This is a genomic window from Streptococcus suis YS56, from assembly GCF_000440115.1.
Taxonomy (GTDB): Bacteria; Bacillota; Bacilli; order Lactobacillales; family Streptococcaceae; genus Streptococcus; species Streptococcus suis_L.
In genome coordinates this window covers 1-19966 of record NZ_ALMY01000011.1, presented here as the reverse complement: position 1 = coordinate 19966, position 19966 = coordinate 1, and the positions used below count along the sequence as shown (strand labels likewise).

General features: G+C 40.7%; 17 protein-coding genes. All 17 read right to left on the bottom strand.

The features are described from left to right. Positions 1–3417, bottom strand: a 3417-nt coding sequence (locus SST62_RS0101635; RefSeq protein WP_029186051.1) for a YSIRK-type signal peptide-containing protein, incomplete at its 3' end; no start/stop codon positions are given. A 454-nt stretch (positions 3418–3871) separates the two neighbouring features. Further along, on the bottom strand, positions 3872–4270 hold the full coding sequence (locus SST62_RS0101630) for a Mini-ribonuclease 3 (RefSeq protein ID WP_029186050.1): 399 nt from the start codon (positions 4268–4270) through the stop codon (positions 3872–3874). Further along, positions 4263–5606: a cysteine--tRNA ligase gene (gene cysS, locus SST62_RS0101625; RefSeq protein ID WP_029186049.1), complete on the bottom strand. Its 1344-nt coding sequence runs from the start codon at positions 5604–5606 to the stop codon at positions 4263–4265. The genes SST62_RS0101630 and cysS overlap by 8 nt, the downstream gene beginning before the upstream one ends. Before the next feature lie 293 nt (positions 5607–5899). Next, positions 5900–6517 (bottom strand): serine O-acetyltransferase, encoded by a 618-nt coding sequence (cysE, locus tag SST62_RS0101610; RefSeq protein ID WP_024400199.1) that lies wholly within the window; start codon positions 6515–6517, stop codon positions 5900–5902. Positions 6518–6570: 53 nt separating this feature from the next. Next, positions 6571–8790, bottom strand: a complete 2220-nt coding sequence (pnp, locus tag SST62_RS0101605) for a polyribonucleotide nucleotidyltransferase (protein ID WP_024389182.1) — start codon at positions 8788–8790, stop codon at positions 6571–6573. Between the two features lie 251 nt (positions 8791–9041). Next, positions 9042–9377, bottom strand: a complete 336-nt coding sequence (locus SST62_RS0101600) for a type II toxin-antitoxin system RelE/ParE family toxin (protein WP_194283580.1) — start codon at positions 9375–9377, stop codon at positions 9042–9044. Further along, positions 9370–9657: an XRE family transcriptional regulator gene (locus tag SST62_RS0101595; RefSeq protein ID WP_029186047.1), complete on the bottom strand. Its 288-nt coding sequence runs from the start codon at positions 9655–9657 to the stop codon at positions 9370–9372. Before SST62_RS0101595 ends, SST62_RS0101600 begins: the two co-directional genes overlap by 8 nt. A gap of 322 nt (positions 9658–9979) precedes the next feature. Beyond that, the gene (rpsO, locus tag SST62_RS0101590; protein WP_002938849.1) at positions 9980–10249 is read right to left on the bottom strand and encodes a 30S ribosomal protein S15; all 270 of its coding nucleotides are present in this window, start codon (positions 10247–10249) and stop codon (positions 9980–9982) included. 202 nt (positions 10250–10451) lie between these two features. Next, complete coding sequence (locus SST62_RS0101585; protein ID WP_029186046.1) at positions 10452–11729, bottom strand: uracil-xanthine permease family protein; 1278 nt, start codon at positions 11727–11729, stop codon at positions 10452–10454. A gap of 236 nt (positions 11730–11965) precedes the next feature. Beyond that, positions 11966–12610 carry a DUF421 domain-containing protein gene (locus SST62_RS0101580; protein ID WP_029186045.1) on the bottom strand — a complete coding sequence of 215 codons (645 nt, stop codon included), beginning with the start codon at positions 12608–12610 and terminating at the stop codon, positions 11966–11968. A 3-nt stretch (positions 12611–12613) separates the two neighbouring features. Continuing rightward, positions 12614–13063, bottom strand: a complete 450-nt coding sequence (locus SST62_RS0101575; RefSeq protein WP_029186044.1) for a DUF3290 domain-containing protein — start codon at positions 13061–13063, stop codon at positions 12614–12616. 195 nt (positions 13064–13258) lie between these two features. Continuing rightward, positions 13259–14002: a hypothetical protein gene (locus SST62_RS0101570; RefSeq protein ID WP_029186043.1), complete on the bottom strand. Its 744-nt coding sequence runs from the start codon at positions 14000–14002 to the stop codon at positions 13259–13261. Positions 14003–14070: 68 nt separating this feature from the next. Beyond that, the gene (locus SST62_RS0101565; RefSeq protein WP_029186042.1) at positions 14071–14964 is read right to left on the bottom strand and encodes a ribonuclease D; all 894 of its coding nucleotides are present in this window, start codon (positions 14962–14964) and stop codon (positions 14071–14073) included. A 402-nt stretch (positions 14965–15366) separates the two neighbouring features. Further along, positions 15367–16317, bottom strand: coding sequence for a helix-turn-helix transcriptional regulator (locus tag SST62_RS0101555; protein ID WP_029186041.1), 951 nt, complete (start codon positions 16315–16317; stop codon positions 15367–15369). 33 nt (positions 16318–16350) lie between these two features. Continuing rightward, complete coding sequence (locus tag SST62_RS0101550) at positions 16351–16881, bottom strand: hypothetical protein (protein ID WP_029186040.1); 531 nt, start codon at positions 16879–16881, stop codon at positions 16351–16353. A 16-nt stretch (positions 16882–16897) separates the two neighbouring features. Then, positions 16898–18760 carry an AAA family ATPase gene (locus SST62_RS0101545; protein WP_029186039.1) on the bottom strand — a complete coding sequence of 621 codons (1863 nt, stop codon included), beginning with the start codon at positions 18758–18760 and terminating at the stop codon, positions 16898–16900. A 256-nt stretch (positions 18761–19016) separates the two neighbouring features. Further along, the gene (locus SST62_RS0101540) at positions 19017–19526 is read right to left on the bottom strand and encodes a hypothetical protein (RefSeq protein ID WP_002942154.1); all 510 of its coding nucleotides are present in this window, start codon (positions 19524–19526) and stop codon (positions 19017–19019) included. Positions 19527–19966 lie beyond the last annotated feature (440 nt).

The following is a 19966-nucleotide window of genomic DNA, read 5'->3' as shown; positions in this document are numbered from 1 at the left end:
ATCTGCAACAACTTTACCGGTTACTGGGTCGATACCTGTTGCCTTACCATTACCAACTGTAGTCAAGTTGTTGTCATCGCCAACTTCACCAACATTATAGGTTCCTTTTGGAACAAGGTAGTAAGTTGTGCCATCGTCTGTTGTGATAGTATCTGGTTTTTCTGTTCTTGGATCTGTGTTATCCGCAGCGTTGTATTCAGTGCCTGCAGGCTCATTTGTCAAATCAGCTACTGGTTTTTTAAGAACATTACCTTCTGTATCAACATAGTTGATATTTACGCTACCTGCTTTTTGGTAAACGTAAGTAATCTCTTTCGTTTCACCTGCGACAACAGTACCTGTTACTGGATCGATACCTGTAGCAGTACCATTACCAACAGCAGTCAAGTTGTTGTTATCTGATACTGTACCAACTTTGTAATCACCTTTTGGAACTAGGTGGTAAACTGTACCATCTTCTGCTGTAATAGTTGATGGCTTGTTATCAACTACTGTATCGTAGTCTGAATCTGGCTTACCATTGGTCACATCTGCAACCTTCTTCTTGATGACCTTACCATCTGTATCAACATAGTTTACATTGACATTGCCTGCTTTAGCATAGACATAGGTCAACTCTTTAAGAGTGTCTGTTTCAACAGTACCAACTTGTTGAGTAATTTTCTCAATAGTACGTAATTCCGTAGTTGAGTTCTCTGATACTGGGTTAAGATTTTCAGTATCTACATAAACGTAGTGATATACTGTACCGTCAGCAGTTGTGATAGTCTTATCACGTACTTTTGTCGTATCGTAATCAGTCCCCTTGATATCGTGGTCATTCACCAACTTAGGATCTTGAAGTTCATTTCCTTCTGTATCCACGTAGAAGACCTTGACACTACCTTTTTCAGCATAGTAGTATGGTTGGTCATTAGTGTTCAAAAGGTTTGAGTTTGGCATCGAAAGGTTGATACCTGCGAATCCAACCTTGGTTTTTCCATCGTTATTCAGATATACGTAACTTCCGTCTTTATTCATCAGACTAAAGTTACCTGATGAATCATTAATCCAGTTCCCTTGTGGATAACCTGAAGTAGTCCCCAGAGCGATTCGGAACGCTTCCACCGTTTCTTTAGTTCTCTGGTCTGAAAGTGTTCTTTCAAATTTATAAGTCGGTGATGAATAGGTGTAATAGTTCAAACCTGTGATCGCATCAACATCCGAGTTGTAGGTACCTGGTGCGATCTCTTTTGATGTGAAAGTAATCAAGAAATTGTCATTTGCCGTATTTAAGGCTGCAAGAACCTCTGTCTTAGCCGTTTCTTTGGCCTTCACTTTTTCATCAGCAGATAGGCTAGAATCCTTATCAATATCAACCAGTTTTTCTTCGTAGGCTGCAACGAGCTTAGCACGCTCTGAAAGACGTAAATTCGTTTCCAAATCATCGATGAACTGAGCTTCCGTCATCGCTTTATACTTAGTGTAGTTTGTTGTCAAGAAGTTTGGATTATCTGGATTGATTAAGTAGTTGAAATAACGTCCAGTACCATTTGCATCTGTGAATAAGAAGGCCTTACCAGCCAAGTAAGCATTGAAATAACGTGTCTGAGTTGAACCTACAACGTAGTCATTTGCAAGTGTTCCCTCAGTAAGGGTCGGACTTTCAATGAGTTCATAATTATCAAACTCCGCAGGTCCAGCAATTGTGAAATGTTCACCAGCCAAGCCACCCTGTTGCTCATAGTTTGCCAAAAGAGATTCTTTACGACGGTCCGTTTCTTTGACAAGATACATCGTATTTTGTTTAGGAACATAGTTTGGCACAGATGTAGAGAAGATGTTATAAGCAGTTGTATCTGTTACCAAAGTGGCAAAAACAGAATAAGATTTTGCTTCTTCCTTCAAACCACTATCCAAAGATAAGTTACGAGTTGTGCTGATTTCTTTTGTAATTGGATCTGTAAATTGGGTTTCTGTCAGCGTCAACTTCATGGTAAACTTGCTCAATCGGCTACCTGAAGGCGCACTTTTAATGATAGCATTAAGCGTATCAAAGTAAACAGCTCCACCTGTTACAGAAACTTCTTTGGTTTCTAAAATCGTATTCGTAGCCTTATCAATCAAGTTAGCATATACATTTGTACCATCTGCAGAAACTTTATTAACAGAGAAAGCGATATAGTAGTCTTTATTAGCGTGAAGGTTAAAGGAACCAAGTGCATCATCTCTACCTTTTTCTGCCAAAAGTGCATCATCGTTATAACTTGATAATCTCAGAAGCATAAAGGTAGTTCTATCTGGGTTTGGATCACCGATATAACCGTCAGGGAAGGTTTGGTTTGGAGCAGTGATAGTTGCTTCTGAAGCTGCTGATTGCTTATTAGTTACAGTTTCTTCTTCTGTCCAAATACCCTCCAGACCATTACCATTTTCCATGGTTGAAGTTGTCGTCAAGGCGATTTGGATAAGGTCTGTTCCCAAGAACTTACGCAATTCCAAGGCAAGAGCTTCAACGTTTGTACGAACGGCATCGATTTGTGTATTCACTGCTTCAAGTGTTGCTGTTGAGTTATTCAAAACAGCCGTCGCTTCTGTTGCAGTTAATTTTGTTGCAGCCGCAGCTGATTTCAAAGCCGCGTTGTCGCTATCTGCCGCAGCTACCAAACGCTCTGCTTCAGTTACCAAGACTTCAGCTTCTGAGGTAACCTGCTCAAGAACAACTTTTGCTTCCTTAACAGTTGCTGGAGTTTTTACTGTTTCTGCTACAGTTGCTGTTGTTGTTGCTGGAGCTGCTGGTGTCGCTGATTTCGTTTCAGTCGTTGCTGCTGTTGATGGAGTAGTCTCACTAGCAGTTGTCGCTTTTGTTTCTTCAACTTTCTTCACAACTTTTACTGTAACGATGTTAACAGCATTTTCAGTCACTTCTTGTGATACAGTTGCTACCTGACCAGTTGCTAATTCGTAGCCCGCTGGTACTTCTGCAGTCACTTCAACGTTTGTTTTCGCTACTGTGTCTTCTGTAACTACAGTCGCAGATTTCACTGCAACCTCAACAACTGTACCATCTTCAAGAACATACTGAACGAGGTAGTTAATACTTGCAAGACGATCAGAGCTTGCTGCTACTTCCGTATCTGATACAACAGAAGCTGTCGTCTCTGTTGACTCTGCGGATGTAGATGTCGCAGTTTCTGTTGATGAAGCGACTGTTGTGTCTACAGCTTCTGAGCTTGACGATGAGTCTGTGCTTGATGCTAGCGTAGGTGTATTCTCTGGTGATACTACAGCCTCTTGAGCTTGAACAGCCTGTGCTCCAGCACCGAGTGCAAGAGACATACCAAGCAAGACACTGGCTGCACCAAAGTGATACTTACGGATTGAGAAATGTTGTCTCGTTCCATACCAGTCGAAAGATTTCTTTTTAAGTTTACGCATTCTAACCTCCTATCATGTAGTGCATAAAAATATAAGAAAGAAAGCTAAAAATCAACTTGCGCATCTTTTTAGCTTTATCAAACAATCAGTTCTATCAATATCCTGAAACCGAATTACAATTTTTTTGAGTAATAAGATAATTTGGGGAGGTATCTAAAAACTTTAAAAAATTAATAATATGATATAAATCCGAATTCAAAACAAGGATAAGTACTGAATTTTATCATTTGATAACGCTAAAACGCTATCAGTGTTATAATAACATACCCCCCCATTTTTTCAAGCATAAAGGTAAATAAATGTATATTTTTCATCTACCTAATAAAACACTGAAAGCATCCATCAAAAAATGGTAAAATCAAACTCAAATAGCAACAATTGCACAAAAAAATCGAGCCCCTTCGAGCTCGAAATTACTAGGTTGTATGGTGCTGGGCTTGAGCCCAGCCTCTCGCTATCTATTTTCTACAAACTCAATACACCATCCCACCAGTTCATCCAGGCGTTCCATCTGCTCGGTCATGTGCAGGTAACCCAAAACCGCCTCAAAACCTGTGGACATTCGATAGGTGACTACGTCCGCATTCTTGGCCTTGGTGTGACTGTTGGTGTTGCGACCCCGTTTATAGATTTCTTCCTCTTTTTCGGTCAATAGCTGAGCTTCTAAGAGGGCAGAAATCAGGCTTGCCTGAGCCTTGGCCGAGACATATTTGTTAGCCTCGCCGTGCAGCTTGTTGGGCTTGGTCAACCCCTTGAAAATCAAGTGCCGTCTGACATACATGGAATAGACAGCATCCCCTTCAAAAGCCAGGGCAATACCATTGATGAGATTGACATCTACTGCCTTAGTCACGTGTCCACCTCACACCATCCTTGGTATCCAAGAGCTTGATGCCCTGGGCTGCCAATTCATCACGAATGCGGTCAGCCGTCGCAAAATCTCGATTGGCACGAGCTGCTTGACGTTCTGCTATCAAGGCTTCAATCTCACTGTCCAAGACTTCCTCTTCAAAGACGATGCCAAAGACGGCGAGCATTCTGCCAAAGGCTTCTTTTACAGTTACATCGTAGTTGCCTGAGTTGATCCATTTGGCAAAGTCAAAGATAGCCGTAATCCCATTTGCTGCGTTAAAATCATCATCCATTGCCGCTTCAAAGGCCGCCAAATGCAATTCAAGAGCCGACTTATCCACAGAGTTTTGCACAGGTTGTGTATAAGTATTTTTTAGATATTTGAGATTGATTTCCGCATCTGAAATAGCCTTCTCAGTGTAGTTGAGTGGACGGCGGTAGTGCTGGGTAGATAGGAAGAATCGCAAGACCTGACCGTCAATTTGCTCCAACATATCATGGGCTGTCAGGAAATTGCCCAAGGACTTGGACATCTTCTCATCATTGATATTGAGCATGGCATTGTGCATCCAGTAGTTGGCAAAGGTTTGCCCTGTCTTGCACTCAGACTGGGCGATTTCATTGGTATGGTGAGGGAATTCCAAGTCCGCACCACCACCGTGAATATCAATGGTATCTCCCAAAATCTCTGTCGCCATAACCGAACACTCGATATGCCAACCTGGACGACCTGCTCCCCAAGGACTTTCCCAAGAAACTTCACCTGGCTTAGCAGTTTTCCACAGGGCAAAGTCGAAAGGATGTTCTTTGAATTGACCTTCTCCCTCAACACGACCAGAAGCCCCAGCTTCTAGGTCAGACAGGGTTTTGTTGGCCAAACGAGCATAGTTTTCCGCCTTTTCCACACGGAAATAAACATCGCCTGCCGCTTCATAGGCGTAACCCTTGTCAATCAAGACCTGCACAAAATCAATGATTTCATCCATATAGTCGATAACCCGAGGGTTTTTGGTAGCTGGTTTGACACCTAACTTTGCCACATCTTCCTTGAAAGCTGCGATAAACTTATCAGACAGTTCCTTGGTTGTCATGCCTGCTTCATTAGCAGCTTTGATAATCTTGTCATCCACATCCGTAAAATTGGAGATGTAGGTTACATCAAAGCCACGGTATTCAAAGTAGCGACGGATGGTATCAAAAGCCACAACACTACGGGCATTGCCGATATGGATATAGTTGTAAACCGTCGGACCGCAAACATACATCTTGAGCTTCCCCTCTTCCAAGGGCACAAAGTCACGCAAACTGCGAGTCATGGTATCGTAAATTTTAATCATAGTTTCTCCATTACTTCTGAGTATTCTTTAGGACTTGATACTTTTGATACAATTTTACTAGCCAATAAGCTGTCACTGCCAGCCAAATCATCCCTAGCTGCCAGTTTCCTTGGGAAAACTTAAGGATAGATAGAATTGTTCCAGCGATGGAGGTCAACACATAAGGCCAGTTTTGTCTTACTAATTTTTTTAACATGATGTACTTTCTAATTTTCTTGCAACGGTCTTATCCGTCGGCTCAATAACAGCAGGACTTGGTTCAAATTCTTCTAGCAGCATATCAACCTTCTTTCCTACAAATGCGACGAATGGTGGCTGGCTTCTCGTAATTCTGCAAGCTTAGTCGTGTAGTGTTCACGGCCATCTTCCATGTCATGAATGACCTTCTCATCTTTTTGACCATGCACACGGACAATTTTAGCTGGCATACCGACCACAGTCACATCTGCTGGAACATCGGCTAGGACAACGGCAGCTGCACCCACTTTGGCATTTTCTCCGATTTCAACAGGTCCAATAACCTGTGCGTGTGCAGAGACAAGGGCACCCTTTCGAACAGTTGGATGGCGTTTGCCCGTATCCTTACCCGTTCCACCAAGCGTTACGCCGTGGTAAAGCATGACACCAGACTCAATAATAGCTGTCTCACCAATAACCAAACCAGCTCCATGGTCAATGAAGACTCCCGAAGCAATTTCGGCACCTGGATGAATCTCAATATTGGTCCAAAAACGCCAAAATTGGCTGTGCATCCTAGCTAGTAATTTAAAGCCTTTTTTCCACATCCAATGGGACAGACGGTGGGCAGCCAAGGCCTTGACACCTGGGTAGGTCAAAAGAACTTCCAAGGTCGTCCGTGCTGCCGGATCTTTTTCTTTTACAATCTCAATGGTGTCCTTCCACCAACCCATAGTCACTCCTTCTAGCGAGAAGACAAGCCCGCTACCGAACTTGTCTACTCAGCTTATTTCTTTTCAACCTTGTGGAATTTGAATTCACCAAAGTTGTTATCTTTTTTCTCTTTGTTGTCTTTATGACGGCGTGGTCTGTCAGAACGCTCGCGTTTTTCTGGCTCCACATAACCTTCTGGTTTTGGAAGAAGAGCCTTCATAGAAGCGTCAATACGTCCCTTATCATCAATCTTGATGACTTTAACATCGACAATATCGCCGATTTCAACTAGGTCTTCTGGTTTATTGACACGAGTCCAAGCCATTTCAGAAACATGAACAAGGGCATCTGTCTTGTCAAAGAGGTTAACAAAGGCACCGAATTTCTCCAAACGAACCACTTTTGCCTGGAAGACTTCGTCCACTTTTGCCTCACGAACAAGACCTGCGATGATTTCTTTGGTCCGCTCAATCGCATCGCGATCTGGTGAGAAGATCGCCACAAGACCGTCTTCGTCAATATCGATTTTCACGCCAGTTTCTGCAATAATCTTATCGATGGTTTCGCCACCCTTACCGATAACAATCTTGATCTTATCTACATCAATCTTGATAGTGTCAATCTTCGGTGCAGTTGGTGCCAAGTCAGGACGAACTTCTGGGATCGTCGCTTCGATGACATCAAGGATTTCAAAACGTGCCTTCTTAGCCTGTGCCAAGGCTTCTTCCAAGATTTGCGGTGTGATACCGTCAATCTTGATGTCCATTTGAAGAGCTGTGATACCGTCACGGGTACCAGCAACCTTAAAGTCCATGTCGCCAAAGTGGTCCTCAAGACCTTGAATGTCGGTCAAGACAGTGTAGTTGGTACCGTCTGAGATCAACCCCATAGCAATCCCTGCAACTGGTGCCTTGATTGGCACACCACCTGCCATGAGGGCAAGGGTCCCAGCTGTGATAGAAGCCTGTGATGAAGAACCGTTTGATTCCAAAACTTCTGCTACCAAGCGGATAGCGTAAGGGAAGTCTTCCAAGCTTGGCAAGACTTGCTCGAGAGCACGCTCGCCAAGAGCACCGTGACCAATCTCACGACGACCTGGGGCACCGTAACGACCAGTTGAGCCCACTGAATATTGTGGGAAGTTGTAGTGGTGCAAGAAGCGTTTCTTGTACTCATCGTCCAATCCGTCGATGATTTGGGTTTCACCCATTGGAGCCAAGGTCAAGACAGAAAGAGCTTGCGTTTGACCACGGGTAAAGAGACCTGAACCATGAACGTTTGGCAAGAAGTCTACTTCTGCGTCCAGCGGACGAATTTCATCCACACGGCGGCCGTCTGGGCGGACCTTGTCTTCTGTAATCAAACGACGAACTTCTGCGTGCTCCATGAGTTCCAAGATTTCATGGACATCACGCATGATGCGGTCAAATTCTTCGTGCTCAGCGTATTTTTCTTCGTAGGCCGCGATGACGGTCTCACGAACGGCATTGGTCGCATCTTCACGGGCCAATTTTTCTTCTACCTGCACCGCTTTTTTCAAATCGTCATTGTAAGCTGCGACAATCTCAGCCTGCAATTCTGGGTCCACTTGAAGAAGTTCCACATCTGCCTTTTCCTTGCCGACTGCTGCTACGATTTGATTTTGGAAGTCAAGGAGTTCTTGAATAGCCGCATGACCTTTCAAAAGAGCTTCCAACATGATGTCTTCTGACAATTCTTTGGCACCAGATTCTACCATGTTGATAGCGTCCTTGTTACCAGCTACTGTCAAGTCAAGGAGAGACTCTTCCATCTGAGCCTTGTCAGGGTTGATGATGAGTTCACCATTAACATAACCAACCTGCACACCTGCGATTGGGCCGTTGAATGGGATGTCTGAGATTGCCAATGCCAATGAAGAACCAAACATGGCTGCCATTGGAGCTGAGGCATCTGGATCGTAAGAAAGCACTGTGTTGATGACTTGGACTTCATTACGGAAACCTTCCGCAAACATTGGACGGATCGGACGGTCAATCAAACGAGCTGTCAAGGTCGCATCAGTTGACGGACGGCCTTCACGCTTCATCCAGCCACCTGGGAATTTCCCTGCGGCGTACATTTTCTCTTCATAGTTGACTTGGAGCGGGAAGAAATCACCCGTCGCCATTTTCTTGGACATAACTGCCGCTGTAAGGACTGTTGAGTCGCCATAGCGAACAACAACCGCACCATTGGCTTGTTTGGCAACCTGCCCAGTTTCAACGACCAATTTCTTGCCAGCAAAAACCGTTTCAAATACTTGTTTTGACATGAATTGTCTCCTATTTTTTCTGAAATTTTTCTTGCGTGTTTTCTACAAAAGACAATCAAACAAGCTTGTTTCACTCTCTTTTGCACAAAACCACGCATACTTCTTATTTTATCATATTTGATGGAAAATGTGGGGAATTGAGGAAGGAATTTGAGGGAAAATCTAACCTGCTATATAAACAACCGAACGAATCGAATACTCTTCAATCAAACGAAGAACACCCAGCTTTTCTGAGTGTTCTTTTGTGTATTCTATTTGAACAATCTCATATAGTCGCTCTTGCTTGCGACAAGATAGCGAACATTTACGATCTTTTGTGCTTCATCAATGTTATAAAGGGCTATATAGTCCTTTTTGATTGGTAGCCCTCGCGTCAGCTGACCTGAGACTAGCGGTCCTTTTTTAGAGCGTTCATCTACATTAAAACCTCGCTCTGGGAAGATTTCAAGACTTCTCAGTCCTGCGATGAGTTCTTGGAACTTTTTGTCCGCTGCATCAGGGCTTTTTAACTCTTCGCTGATATAGCTACGAATGCCTGCTAGTTCCTCATATATCGCTATAGATAGGTTTACTTGGTACTTATCCAAAGAGCTTGCTCTCCATTTCATCCAATGATAGATAGTTGCCCGCGTTCATTTCAGCTACATTTTTCATCACTTCTGCTTGCAGTTCGTTGAATAGTCGCTCTTTTTCCAGTTCTTCTTCACTTTTAAGTCCAATTTCTCCTGTTACTACAATATTTTTGAGAAACAGGTTGAGGGCTTGGGTCATGGTCATATTTTGACTTGCCAAGACCACTTTTGCTTCTTCTACAAGTGATTTTTCTGATTGAAAGTTAATCAATTTCTTTTCAGCTGTTAGGGCCATAAGATGGTACCTCTTTATATTTTTCTTTATTGTAATCTTTATATCTCAAAAAATCAATCCTTTACCCCAAACAACACCCTTTTTCCGAAAAACTTAATCCTTTTGAATTGTTGACACGAACTGCGTTCGCTACATTTCCAACCTCCAACAGTCTAAAAACTCGGAAAAAAGAAAACGGGAAAACAAAAAAGCCTGAAAACAGGCTCTTTCTGAATTGAACTTCGGCTAGAAGCTGTACGAAATAGATAAATTTTCTGACAAGTAAACTTGTTGCAAAAATTTCCTAATTTCGCTTTGCTTCTCACGCCTCCGTATCTTATTCTTAACGACGGAGTCCGAGTGAGTGAATCAATTCACGGTAACGGTTTACGTCTGTGCGGCGTAGGTATGCCAACAAGTTACGACGGCGACCGATTTTTTTCATCAAACCACGGTAAGTTGCGTGGTCTTTTTTGTGTTGTTTGATGTGGTCGTTAAGGTGGTTGATTTCCCAAGTAAGTACTGCTACTTGAACTTCAACTGAACCCGTGTCGCCTTCATGACGAGCATATTGTGCCATGATTTCATTTTTTTTCTCTTTTGAGATTGCCATGATATGTTCTCCTTTGTTTTGAGCTAAATCCGAGTGACAGGTTGGCGACCTGTAACCAAGAAAAAGCTAGATTTGTCCTTTTTGGACCTCATTTATTCTATCAAGGAATGGCGCTTTTGTCAACTGATTTGAAAAATAGCTGAGCTGCTCTACTATTTTTCCAAAAAAGCCAGCCGGAGCTGACTTTCTGCTATATTCAAATTTACTCAGCCTTTTCTGCTTTTGGCAAGATAAGATTGAGGATAATACCTACAATGGCTGAGAGGGCTGTTCCTGACAGGGTAATGGCACCGATGTTGAGAACTGCGCCACCAAGACCCAATACCAGCATAGAACTTGCGATAATCAGGTTGCGGACTTGACCGAAATCAACACGGCTTTCAATCAAAACTTTCAAACCGTTTGAGGCGATAACCCCGTAGAGCAAGATAGACATACCGCCAAGTACGGCACTTGGAATGGTAGAGATAAGGGCTGTAAATTTACCCAAGAATGAGAAGGCAATGGCAATCAAGGCTGCGTTGCGGATAACGGATACTGATGCGATACGAGTCATACCGATAACCCCTGTATTTTCACCGTAGGTCGTATTGGCTGGTCCACCGATAAATGCAGATACAGCAGTCGCCACACCGTCACCAATCAAGGTACGGCTGAGGCCTGGGTCTTTCAAGAACTGGCGGCCGCAGATTTGACTGAGAACGGTATGGTCACCGATATGCTCAGCTACTGTTACAACAGCAATTGGTAAGATAGCAATCATTTCTGGACCGAAGTAGAAATTGTACGACTTGAAGGCACCTGTTTCAAATGGTAGGTAGAAACCTGGTAATTCAAACCAAGCCGCTTCCAGAACGGGTGTAAAGTCAACCAGGCCAAGGAAGATGGCAATCACATAACCACCGATAATGGCAATCAAGAAAGGAACAATCTTGGCGAAGCCTTTCCCTTTGGTATTGACAAAAGCCGCAATCAAGAAGGTTGCAATCGCCACGACGACATTTTTCCAATCACCGTCTGCGACAAAGCCTGCCGAAGTCACGGCAGAGTTAGCAAGACCTAGACCGATGACGATAATCATCGGTCCGATGACAATCGGTGGCAAGAGGCTGTCGATCCACTTAGTACCGATAACTTTGACAAGTGCAGCGATCAGCACATAAATCAAGCCGACGAAGAGAATACCAGTCTGAGCTGCCGACACATCGCCGCCCATTTCCTTGATAGCAAGTGCCATAGCAGAGATGTAGGCAAAGGATGAACCCAAGTAAACTGGAACTTTAAACTGGGTTGCCACTTGGTAAATCAAGGTCCCGACACCTGATGCGAAGAGGGCGACGGACACGGGCATACCGAGAATCAGTGGCACCAAAATCGTCGCACCAAACATAGCGAACACGTGCTGGAAACTCAACAAAATCCCTTGAAGCGGGGCTGGTTTCTCATGGACATCAAACAAAAGATTGGCTTTTGTACTCATAAATTTCCCATTCTGGGTACACAAAAAGACCCAGACTTTCTAAATATACATAGTCATAGGCCCTTAATTGATTTTTCCTGTTGTCTTTCTCACCTCACGGGATGAGTTTAAAAACCTACGCTTTTGGTATTGTAACATAAGCCCTTCATCTTGGCAAGGAATTTTCGAGATTTTTTCAGACTTGTTCGGGAAATAGCAGAGCGGGGAGCGAGTTCTATGCTGCTAGGCGAGTTCTGCTATTTATCCGATTTCTTCTCCACATACGGCGTGATATAGACCTGGCCGTCAAGATATTCTGCTAGGAAAACATCTTTGAGTTGATAGCCTTCCCGTTCCAGTTGTTCTTGCAGCCAATCCTGATTTTTCCCAATCAAGTCCAGCACGTCTTCGTTGACATGGGTATTGCTAATAAGGGGAAACTTGGGGTTCTGAGAATGCTTGTCCAAAATCGTCAAGCTACCATTGGGCTCCATAATAGCACTTTTAATATCTCTGGTTGATTGCAAGCCTGCCATACGAATATGGAGCATGAGCTGGTCAGCAGACAGACCGACACGGGCACAATTTTCGACATTGACCTGACCATTCTTCACCAGAACAACAGGATTTCCAACCACCAAGGACTTAACCCACTTTTGATTGACCAATAATTTCACAACAATGACCACCAAGGACCAGATTAAGAGGACAATGATAAAGGTCAGCAGAGAAATAGTGCTATTGTAGATAACCCCTCCGATGATGCCACCGAGGACATAGTTTTGGATTTGATTGAGTGGTGTATTGGCAGAAAACTCATATTTTCCTAGGATATTGATTTGCAAAATCATCACAAAAATCCCAAGAATAAACTTACAGGCTACTAATAAATACAGATCCATAGTCTACTTCTCCCCATTGATATAAACATTGTGGTCAATAACATGCGTACGGACCAAGGTATAGGAATTGTTGTCACTATTTAGGTGAACGGTGTAATTTTCCTCATTGTACCGCACGATGATGCCGTCTTTAAGAGTGGTCGAGTTGACATAGACCTCTTTCTCCGATACTTGATTATCTATGGCAACACTTTTGATAAATTGTGTCAATACCTGAGATTGTGTAAAGTCTTGGTTATTTTGCATATAGTCTTCAATTTGAATACCCAAGATGATAAACATCAAAATTACCATGCCGATACTAATGTCCCGCAGGCGAGTGTTGATACGGTTTCGCATATAGTAGAGGCCCGTCGCAGCAGCTACAATCAGCAAACTGATTAGCAGAATCGACCGCAAAACGAGATTGAAGGATTGATTCTGAATAATGTAATCTAAATCATAAAAATTCATGCAAAATACTCCTTTCCAAACAGATTTTTCCATTATAGCATATTTTTACAAGAAGAAAAACAGACAGATTTCTGCCTGCTTCTCTCTTTCTATAGCATGACTTACTTGTTGTCCCAACGCTCGACAATGAACCTGTCTTTGAGGCAGTAGATGTCAAAGTGGGCGAAGTCTTATACAATATCATTCAGTAACAGCTTATTGTGACCTATGCTTGAAAATAGTGGCCATAAAACTCGCATAACTTTCGCGACTCGGTTCAGTTTGTTGAACTTGCTCGAGTAAATCGCTATAAAATTCTTTATTACTCTTTTTGGATATTGAAATAATCTTCTTCAACAGTCCGATGAGTTGACTTGTTGATGCCCCACTATCATAGTCCATATCATAGAATCTTTGATAAGCGTTGTCATATACATTTTGTTTCTTTTCCTGATTAATTTCTTCTTCTCTATCCAATAGTTGTTGATAGGTAACTTTTTGACTTAGCCAATCATTCTCAAAAGTAGTCAATAGTCTTTCAGTAGTATTTTTCTTACCATAGTAGAGCTTAATAAGCGGAACTATATCCATCCAAACAACTTCAAGCAAAATTTTGACCATTCGATTTTTAAAAACGATTAGATGACCATCTCCCCACAAATAAACTCGAAATCCTTTTTCTTTAAGTTTCGCAATGTATTCTTCTGTTGACAATTCTGGATCCGAATCAACAACGATATACTTTTTGAGCCATTGTGGTAAACGAGGGTCATCAATCTCCCATGAACCACTTAAACTTCGTATTTCCTTCGTTCTTGTTTCGTCTCTTTCAAGACGACCAGGAATTTTTGTCGAAGTAGTTGTATATCTTTCAACTATATTTCCGTTTTGGTAATATTCATTTTGGAAACTTTCATACTTGGTACTTTTTCTTCGTTCTATTTTATAAAGTAGCCTCATACCCTCTCCTTTATCTGTACCTTTTTATGAGTTGATTGATTTCCAATACTCAGACATCGTTAAACTCATTAATACAACTTTTCCCACTGTGTTATAGAAGCAGGCAAGACTACCTTATACTGATGATAAAACTCCAGTAACTCACTTGGCGTAATAACAACGAGGTTGTTCAAATTCTCTGCGTTTACAATTGTCGGGGCATATAGAAACACCTCATACCCATCCTGTAAAAAGTCAATGAATTGCAGGGCATCCAGTGGAGCAGCTTTTCTCCCTTTTACTTGAACAATTGCTTTTTTAGGCTGATCTGTATTTCGAGAAAGGAATTCACACTCTACCTTAATAGTTGTAGATTTTCGAGCAATTGAATTGGATAAAACATAGTAATTATACTTGATTTGGATAAAAGCTATCACTAATTCCTCCAAGTCAAAGTCAGGTAAGTTGTCCAGTAGATTTCCCTCTAAGTGTGAAATCTCATAATAATTTTCATTAGAGTGTTCGTTATAAACAGCTTTAGAATACTCGATAATGACTGATTCTCGAATTCTTTGTGCTGTGCCTGCATTAGCTCTGTTGAACGCAGCTTTTATCTGTCCAGGAACTTGTGTCCCAACTTTAAAAGCTTTGACGGGTAACAAAGCTCCGTAATCTAAACGGTGATTGATTTTTGCAAAAGCAGTCCCTATTGCTCTGCATATCCAGTAATTACCATCTAAATCACGTGTCCAGAATAAATCGTCAACCTCGGTCTCCCTAAAAATATTCAATACTGGGTTTATTCTCTTAGAAAGACTTTTTACTGCATTATAATAATCTAAGTAATCAACTTCCTCGTTCTCACTAAAAATACCACTCCAACCAATCGCAAGAAATTGTTCATCTGATTTCAGGCAAAAGTCAATCAATTCATTACGAAATTCTGTTCCTGTTTTTAAATTAATTCTTGATACGTATTCCATATTCTTACTAGCTCCATTCCTATACTTACAATCTATTTGTTCTTCAAAACAACTGTTGCATTCGGAATCATTTTCGCATGCATTTCCGCAGCTGTTTTATCATAAAACGGAGGCTGGGCTCAAGCCCATCACCACTTCTCAGAGTTCATGTCAACATCTCAGCGCAGTGGTTGATTGGCAGATTTGTTCGTGTATTACACTCCAAATCTGACCTAATCAACTGTGCGGGGGTGGGAAGACGAACTCTTTTTAAACCGGTCGAGTTCTTTCCCGCTCCCATTCCCAAATTGATCGACTACAATCCATTCTTGCATTTACTTCTCCTCCTTTCAATTAAGAGTTCAATATTTATTTGATACATCCATTCTAATACATAGAATGGACAAATAGCGTCCTATCCCTCTATATTTTATAGTTTTCTTGCATATTTTTGAGAAAATGTTTCATATCCTCTACAAGCGAACTTGGAGAAAGCACAGTTAGGGCATCAGCCTGACTCAACAACCAACGTTTTAAGCCCGGTGTATCTTGACTGACAAGTTCAATCACATTGCCTTCGGAGTTGGTTTCGATAATCTTTGCTGTCGGAAATTGATCCAAGACAATGGTTGGATCATAGCTAAATCTGACTCTTATGGTTAGTTCCCGTCCCATAAAAGAATCTACACGCTTATTCCGTACTTCACCGTCTCGAAACTTTTTGCCATAAGAAATATCCGGTTTCTTCTCAGTCGAAACTTTCCACTCTAAAATCCGATCTAACTTTAAAGTCATATAGGAAGAATGTTTAAGATTATAAGCTACAAGGTAAAAGTAATGACTATCATAATAGAGTGACACAGGAAAAACCGTATGTTTCTTTTCTACATTGTAGGGAGATTGGTAGCGAATATCTAATACCAATTCCTTACGAATCGCCTCCGACCATTCCCAAATCTTATCGATCCTGCTTTGAGTATCAGAAAGCGGGGCATAGTTTAAGAGTTCACTGGCGATAATGGCTGAAATTTCTTTCTGCTCATCTTTCGATACTAGTGCCAATAAACTATCTAAAACAGCCTTATTTTCTTCAGTATTCAAAGCCCGATTTTCTAGCAAAATCTTAGAAATGGTCAGAATGTCCTTTTTGTTAAAAAGAGACTTCCCTTTTAAAAAGCGAGTATGATGCTTGGAATCATAGGCTAATTCTGCTGCAATCATCGGCTGACTTTCGATAAATCCTCCTAGAAGAGCAAAATCTCTTTGAATAGTCTTCTCACTAACTCCAAATTCATCTGCCAATTGTGATTTTTTTAGATGCGCCCCTGATTGTAAACGTAAAAATATAGTAAGTAATCTTTCCTGATCGTTCATAGAAACCTCAATTCTAAAAAGATTATAACACTCTTAGCAAGTCAAATTCAATACATTTCCTTGGTAAAGAATCTTGCTCAATGCGTCATTTGAATTATCAAACTCACAACCTGTTACCAGTAATTTTCCGCCTGTTTCTAGATAACTTTCCAAAATTCTTGCCAACTTCTTCTGAATCGCATCGGTACTATTATAAAATTCTTCAATATTTTCAATCATCACAACTTCAAATTCTTCTAGAAAATGAACATTTTGTACTATTTCAATCGCTAGACTAACTCCAACTACTCGTTTCACTTTCCTATTCATCTCTCGATAGTAAAATTCTATGTGGTCAACAAAGCTCCTTCTAATCTGATCAACATCTGAAATAATATATAAAAGTTGTCCGATATAGCTCTTTTGAGGGATTCCAAAAAAATCACTCACTTCCCGATTGATACTGTCAAAAGAGCTTCTCACCTTAGTAGCTGAGTCCAAATTTCTGTACAGCAAATCGATAAATATTTCTAAAATTTCCATATCGTTAAACACAGTGTTTTCTTTCAAGCCATTGTTATTCATATGCATTTCCTTTCTTCTATCCCTGTAATCCAAAACCTATTAATCGTTGAGTTGATTCCAACTCTGATAATTCTTGGATGGCGTTTTTAATATCAGCTTCTATTACGACATTCATCTCTGTTTCTTCTAAGGTTCTATTGCCTATCTTTTCCATCACTCGAGTCGCCTGTTGATACAAACAAGCTTCTATTAGTTTACGAACATAACGACCATTGCCAAAATGTTCGGTTGTTCCAACTTTTGAAAAATGCGAATACAATACTTCCTCATAGTTAGATTCAATGGAATACTCTTTTTTACTCAACATCATTCTAAAAATTTCATACAGTTCGTCCACAGAGTAATCTTCAAAATGAATGTTGTTTGAGATTCGAGATTGTAATCCTGGATTCGTGTCTATAAAATTGTGCATCAAATCTTTATAACCGGCAAAAATAACAACTACCTCATTGCGACGATTTTCCATTTCTTGAATAATGGTGGGTATAGCTTCATTAGCAAAATCTCTTTCACTCTGTGGAATCAGACTGTAAGCTTCATCGATAAACAGTACACCACCACTTGCGTTATCAAACACCTTTTTTATTTTTGGTGCTGTTTGGCCAACATATTCCCCAATAAGATCTGCTCTTCCAACCTCTACTATCTTGTTTTCTGCGATCAATCCATGTTCATACAGGATTTCTGTATAAAGACGAGCTACCTCTGTCTTACCCGTCCCTGGATTTCCTGTGAATAACAAGTGCCCATTACTTTCTTCAACATGATAGCCTCTTTCTTTCCTCAGTTTCGATAGTTGTTCAAAAGCAACTTGTTGTCTGATTAATTTTTTTACAGATTGAAGACCAATCATTTGATTCAGCCTCTCCTCAGCTTGGCCACATTTACTTTTAGATTGTTCCTTTTGTAAACTAAAGTGACCCAGATCCAGCAATCCATTTTCTTGACAATAATTGGTTGCCACCGCATATTCATGGATTCTCTGAACCATTCGTCGAATATCTTTTGCATTGATGAGATTTGAAGCCTTTTCTACATACTCCCTAACAATTTTCTTGTCTATACTAATTCGTCTTTTTGCTAATAGTTGAATAGCAATTTCAACCAGTTCGTCATTTGTATAAGGAGGAAACTCGATTCTATTTACATTATAGTATTCCTCCTGTAATTCCATTTCAATTTTTTTAGCTTCCTCAGTCGATTGGGCAATTAGAATACAAATATTATTCTCCTTCTTTGTATTGATATTAGCGAAAAGTTCTAATTTAGGACGAGCTCTTGCTTTTAAATAGTCATAAACAACTGGAAATTGTTTTTCTTCCGTCTTAGGAAGAAAGTATTCGCTACAATGAGTATCAACTGCTTTCAAGTCGAACAATTGTTCTAAATATTGAAGGGCATATTTTCGTCCACTGCCCTTTTGACCGTTGAAAATTAAGAAAAATGGCTCTTTCGTATGCGACTCTAAAACGTTTGATTGATGGGCTAAATAGTTTATAAGATGCTGAATGCTATTTTTAAAGTCGCTGAGACCAATCATATTTTCTGACAACACATCTGCATTCGGAGTAAGACCTTGCTTATCTTCCTTTGATTGCTTCAATAAGAAATAACCAAATTCTCCCAAATTTTCACGCCCAACTTTTTCAATAAAATCATTCTCGTTTAGTGAAGAATAGCCATCTAAATAGACATCCACTTTCCAAAGTGATTGAACCTTTTTTGCTATTTCTCGTTTTGTATTTGCAGCTCCCGTTACAATAAATAAATCTTCTTTTTCCTTCAAAAAATACATCCAATTATTTTCTTGTGTAAAAGATTCACTAGGTCGCTCTAGTTGCTGTACATCTCCCATTAATTTTATGTGATAATAGTTCATCTTTACCCCTCTATTCTGATATTCTCAATAAGAAGTATATAAAAATAGATGGACAAAATATGTCCATCTTTGCTTATTGTTAAACTTAAGTGTCATTCCACCCTACTTTATTTTCAGTGCATCTTGGCTCAAGGGCAATATCACTGCTTAGAATTCCTTCAGTAAGACACAGACAGCACACTGTTCCGTTCATTCTCTCAATAGAAGAAGATCTGCATTAGATTTTCAAAAAATAAATATATCCAAACAACTCTCCCTACTCCACACTCTTAATCCGTTTCTTAATCTTCTGACTAAACTCAATCATTCTCCGCTTTTCCTCCGGCCAGATTTTGGTCACGCGGTCAACAGCAATTATGAAGATGATTACCGCAGCATAGTCCTTGGCTTTTTCAATCAGACCAACACTTTCAGCAACTACTAAAAGTAGATAGAATGTGAATAAAATAGTTCGTTTGGGTAATGCCATCAAAAACTCAATCCCTGCCTTATAGCCCAAATAAATCTGCCGATTAAGCCCTTTGGCCTTTTCCAAACGACGATTGAGAAAGGCACGAATCCGCTTGTAAAACCAATCCGAAGTCAGAAAAAGTGATTGGGCACCAATTACAATCAAAGAAACATTATTGGCATGTTCTTCCTTAAGCCCGAGCGCTCTAGTCACAACATAGGTCCAATCACCATTATCAATACAGATAAAAATAGTAAAGTAAACAACCGCTCCCGCTACTATAACAAGAGGAAGGGCACGGATATATTTCAACATATAATAACCTCTCTTGGACAAATCTTAGAACCTATATTCATAAACAAAGTGTTCTTATGCAAGAAATCGTTTTTGCTCATCAAGGCATTTTTTTGAAGGAATACTTGACTCTATCATCATTTAGTTTCACTTTATTACTTCGACGAGTAAAAAGCTCCTGTGGCTGTTTTCGCCTACCACCTAATTGGTCAGAAATTTCCTTTCCTTAGCTCCACCTTCAAACACTTCAATGGAAGCGATGAACTGTGAACACAGGTTCTTATATATATTGTAATATGTTATACCAAATACGGTCAAGCAGGGGCTAGAATTTCAGATACGACAACTGTATTTTTTACTTACCCTAAAAAAGAAGAAGATCACAAAGAGCCCACTGAAAAAGTCTCCAGTTACTCCGACTCTTATAAAAAATAGGAATTCTCCTAAATAATTGGGAGAAT

What these genes read in the sequence shown, in the direction of transcription:
- cysS (WP_029186049.1), bottom strand. Translation starts at nt 5,606, where the DNA reads ATGATTAAAATTTACGATACCATGACTCGCAGTTTGCGTGACTTTGTG.
- cysE (WP_024400199.1), bottom strand. Translation starts at nt 6,517, where the DNA reads ATGGGTTGGTGGAAGGACACCATTGAGATTGTAAAAGAAAAAGATCCG.
- pnp (WP_024389182.1), bottom strand. Translation starts at nt 8,790, where the DNA reads ATGTCAAAACAAGTATTTGAAACGGTTTTTGCTGGCAAGAAATTGGTC.
- SST62_RS0101595 (WP_029186047.1), bottom strand. Translation starts at nt 9,657, where the DNA reads ATGGCCCTAACAGCTGAAAAGAAATTGATTAACTTTCAATCAGAAAAA.
- rpsO (WP_002938849.1), bottom strand. Translation starts at nt 10,249, where the DNA reads ATGGCAATCTCAAAAGAGAAAAAAAATGAAATCATGGCACAATATGCT.
- SST62_RS0101585 (WP_029186046.1), bottom strand. Translation starts at nt 11,729, where the DNA reads ATGAGTACAAAAGCCAATCTTTTGTTTGATGTCCATGAGAAACCAGCC.
- SST62_RS0101580 (WP_029186045.1), bottom strand. Translation starts at nt 12,610, where the DNA reads ATGGATCTGTATTTATTAGTAGCCTGTAAGTTTATTCTTGGGATTTTT.
- SST62_RS0101575 (WP_029186044.1), bottom strand. Translation starts at nt 13,063, where the DNA reads ATGAATTTTTATGATTTAGATTACATTATTCAGAATCAATCCTTCAAT.
- SST62_RS0101570 (WP_029186043.1), bottom strand. Translation starts at nt 14,002, where the DNA reads ATGAGGCTACTTTATAAAATAGAACGAAGAAAAAGTACCAAGTATGAA.
- SST62_RS0101565 (WP_029186042.1), bottom strand. Translation starts at nt 14,964, where the DNA reads ATGGAATACGTATCAAGAATTAATTTAAAAACAGGAACAGAATTTCGT.
- SST62_RS0101555 (WP_029186041.1), bottom strand. Translation starts at nt 16,317, where the DNA reads ATGAACGATCAGGAAAGATTACTTACTATATTTTTACGTTTACAATCA.
- SST62_RS0101550 (WP_029186040.1), bottom strand. Translation starts at nt 16,881, where the DNA reads ATGAATAACAATGGCTTGAAAGAAAACACTGTGTTTAACGATATGGAA.
- SST62_RS0101545 (WP_029186039.1), bottom strand. Translation starts at nt 18,760, where the DNA reads ATGAACTATTATCACATAAAATTAATGGGAGATGTACAGCAACTAGAG.
- SST62_RS0101540 (WP_002942154.1), bottom strand. Translation starts at nt 19,526, where the DNA reads ATGTTGAAATATATCCGTGCCCTTCCTCTTGTTATAGTAGCGGGAGCG.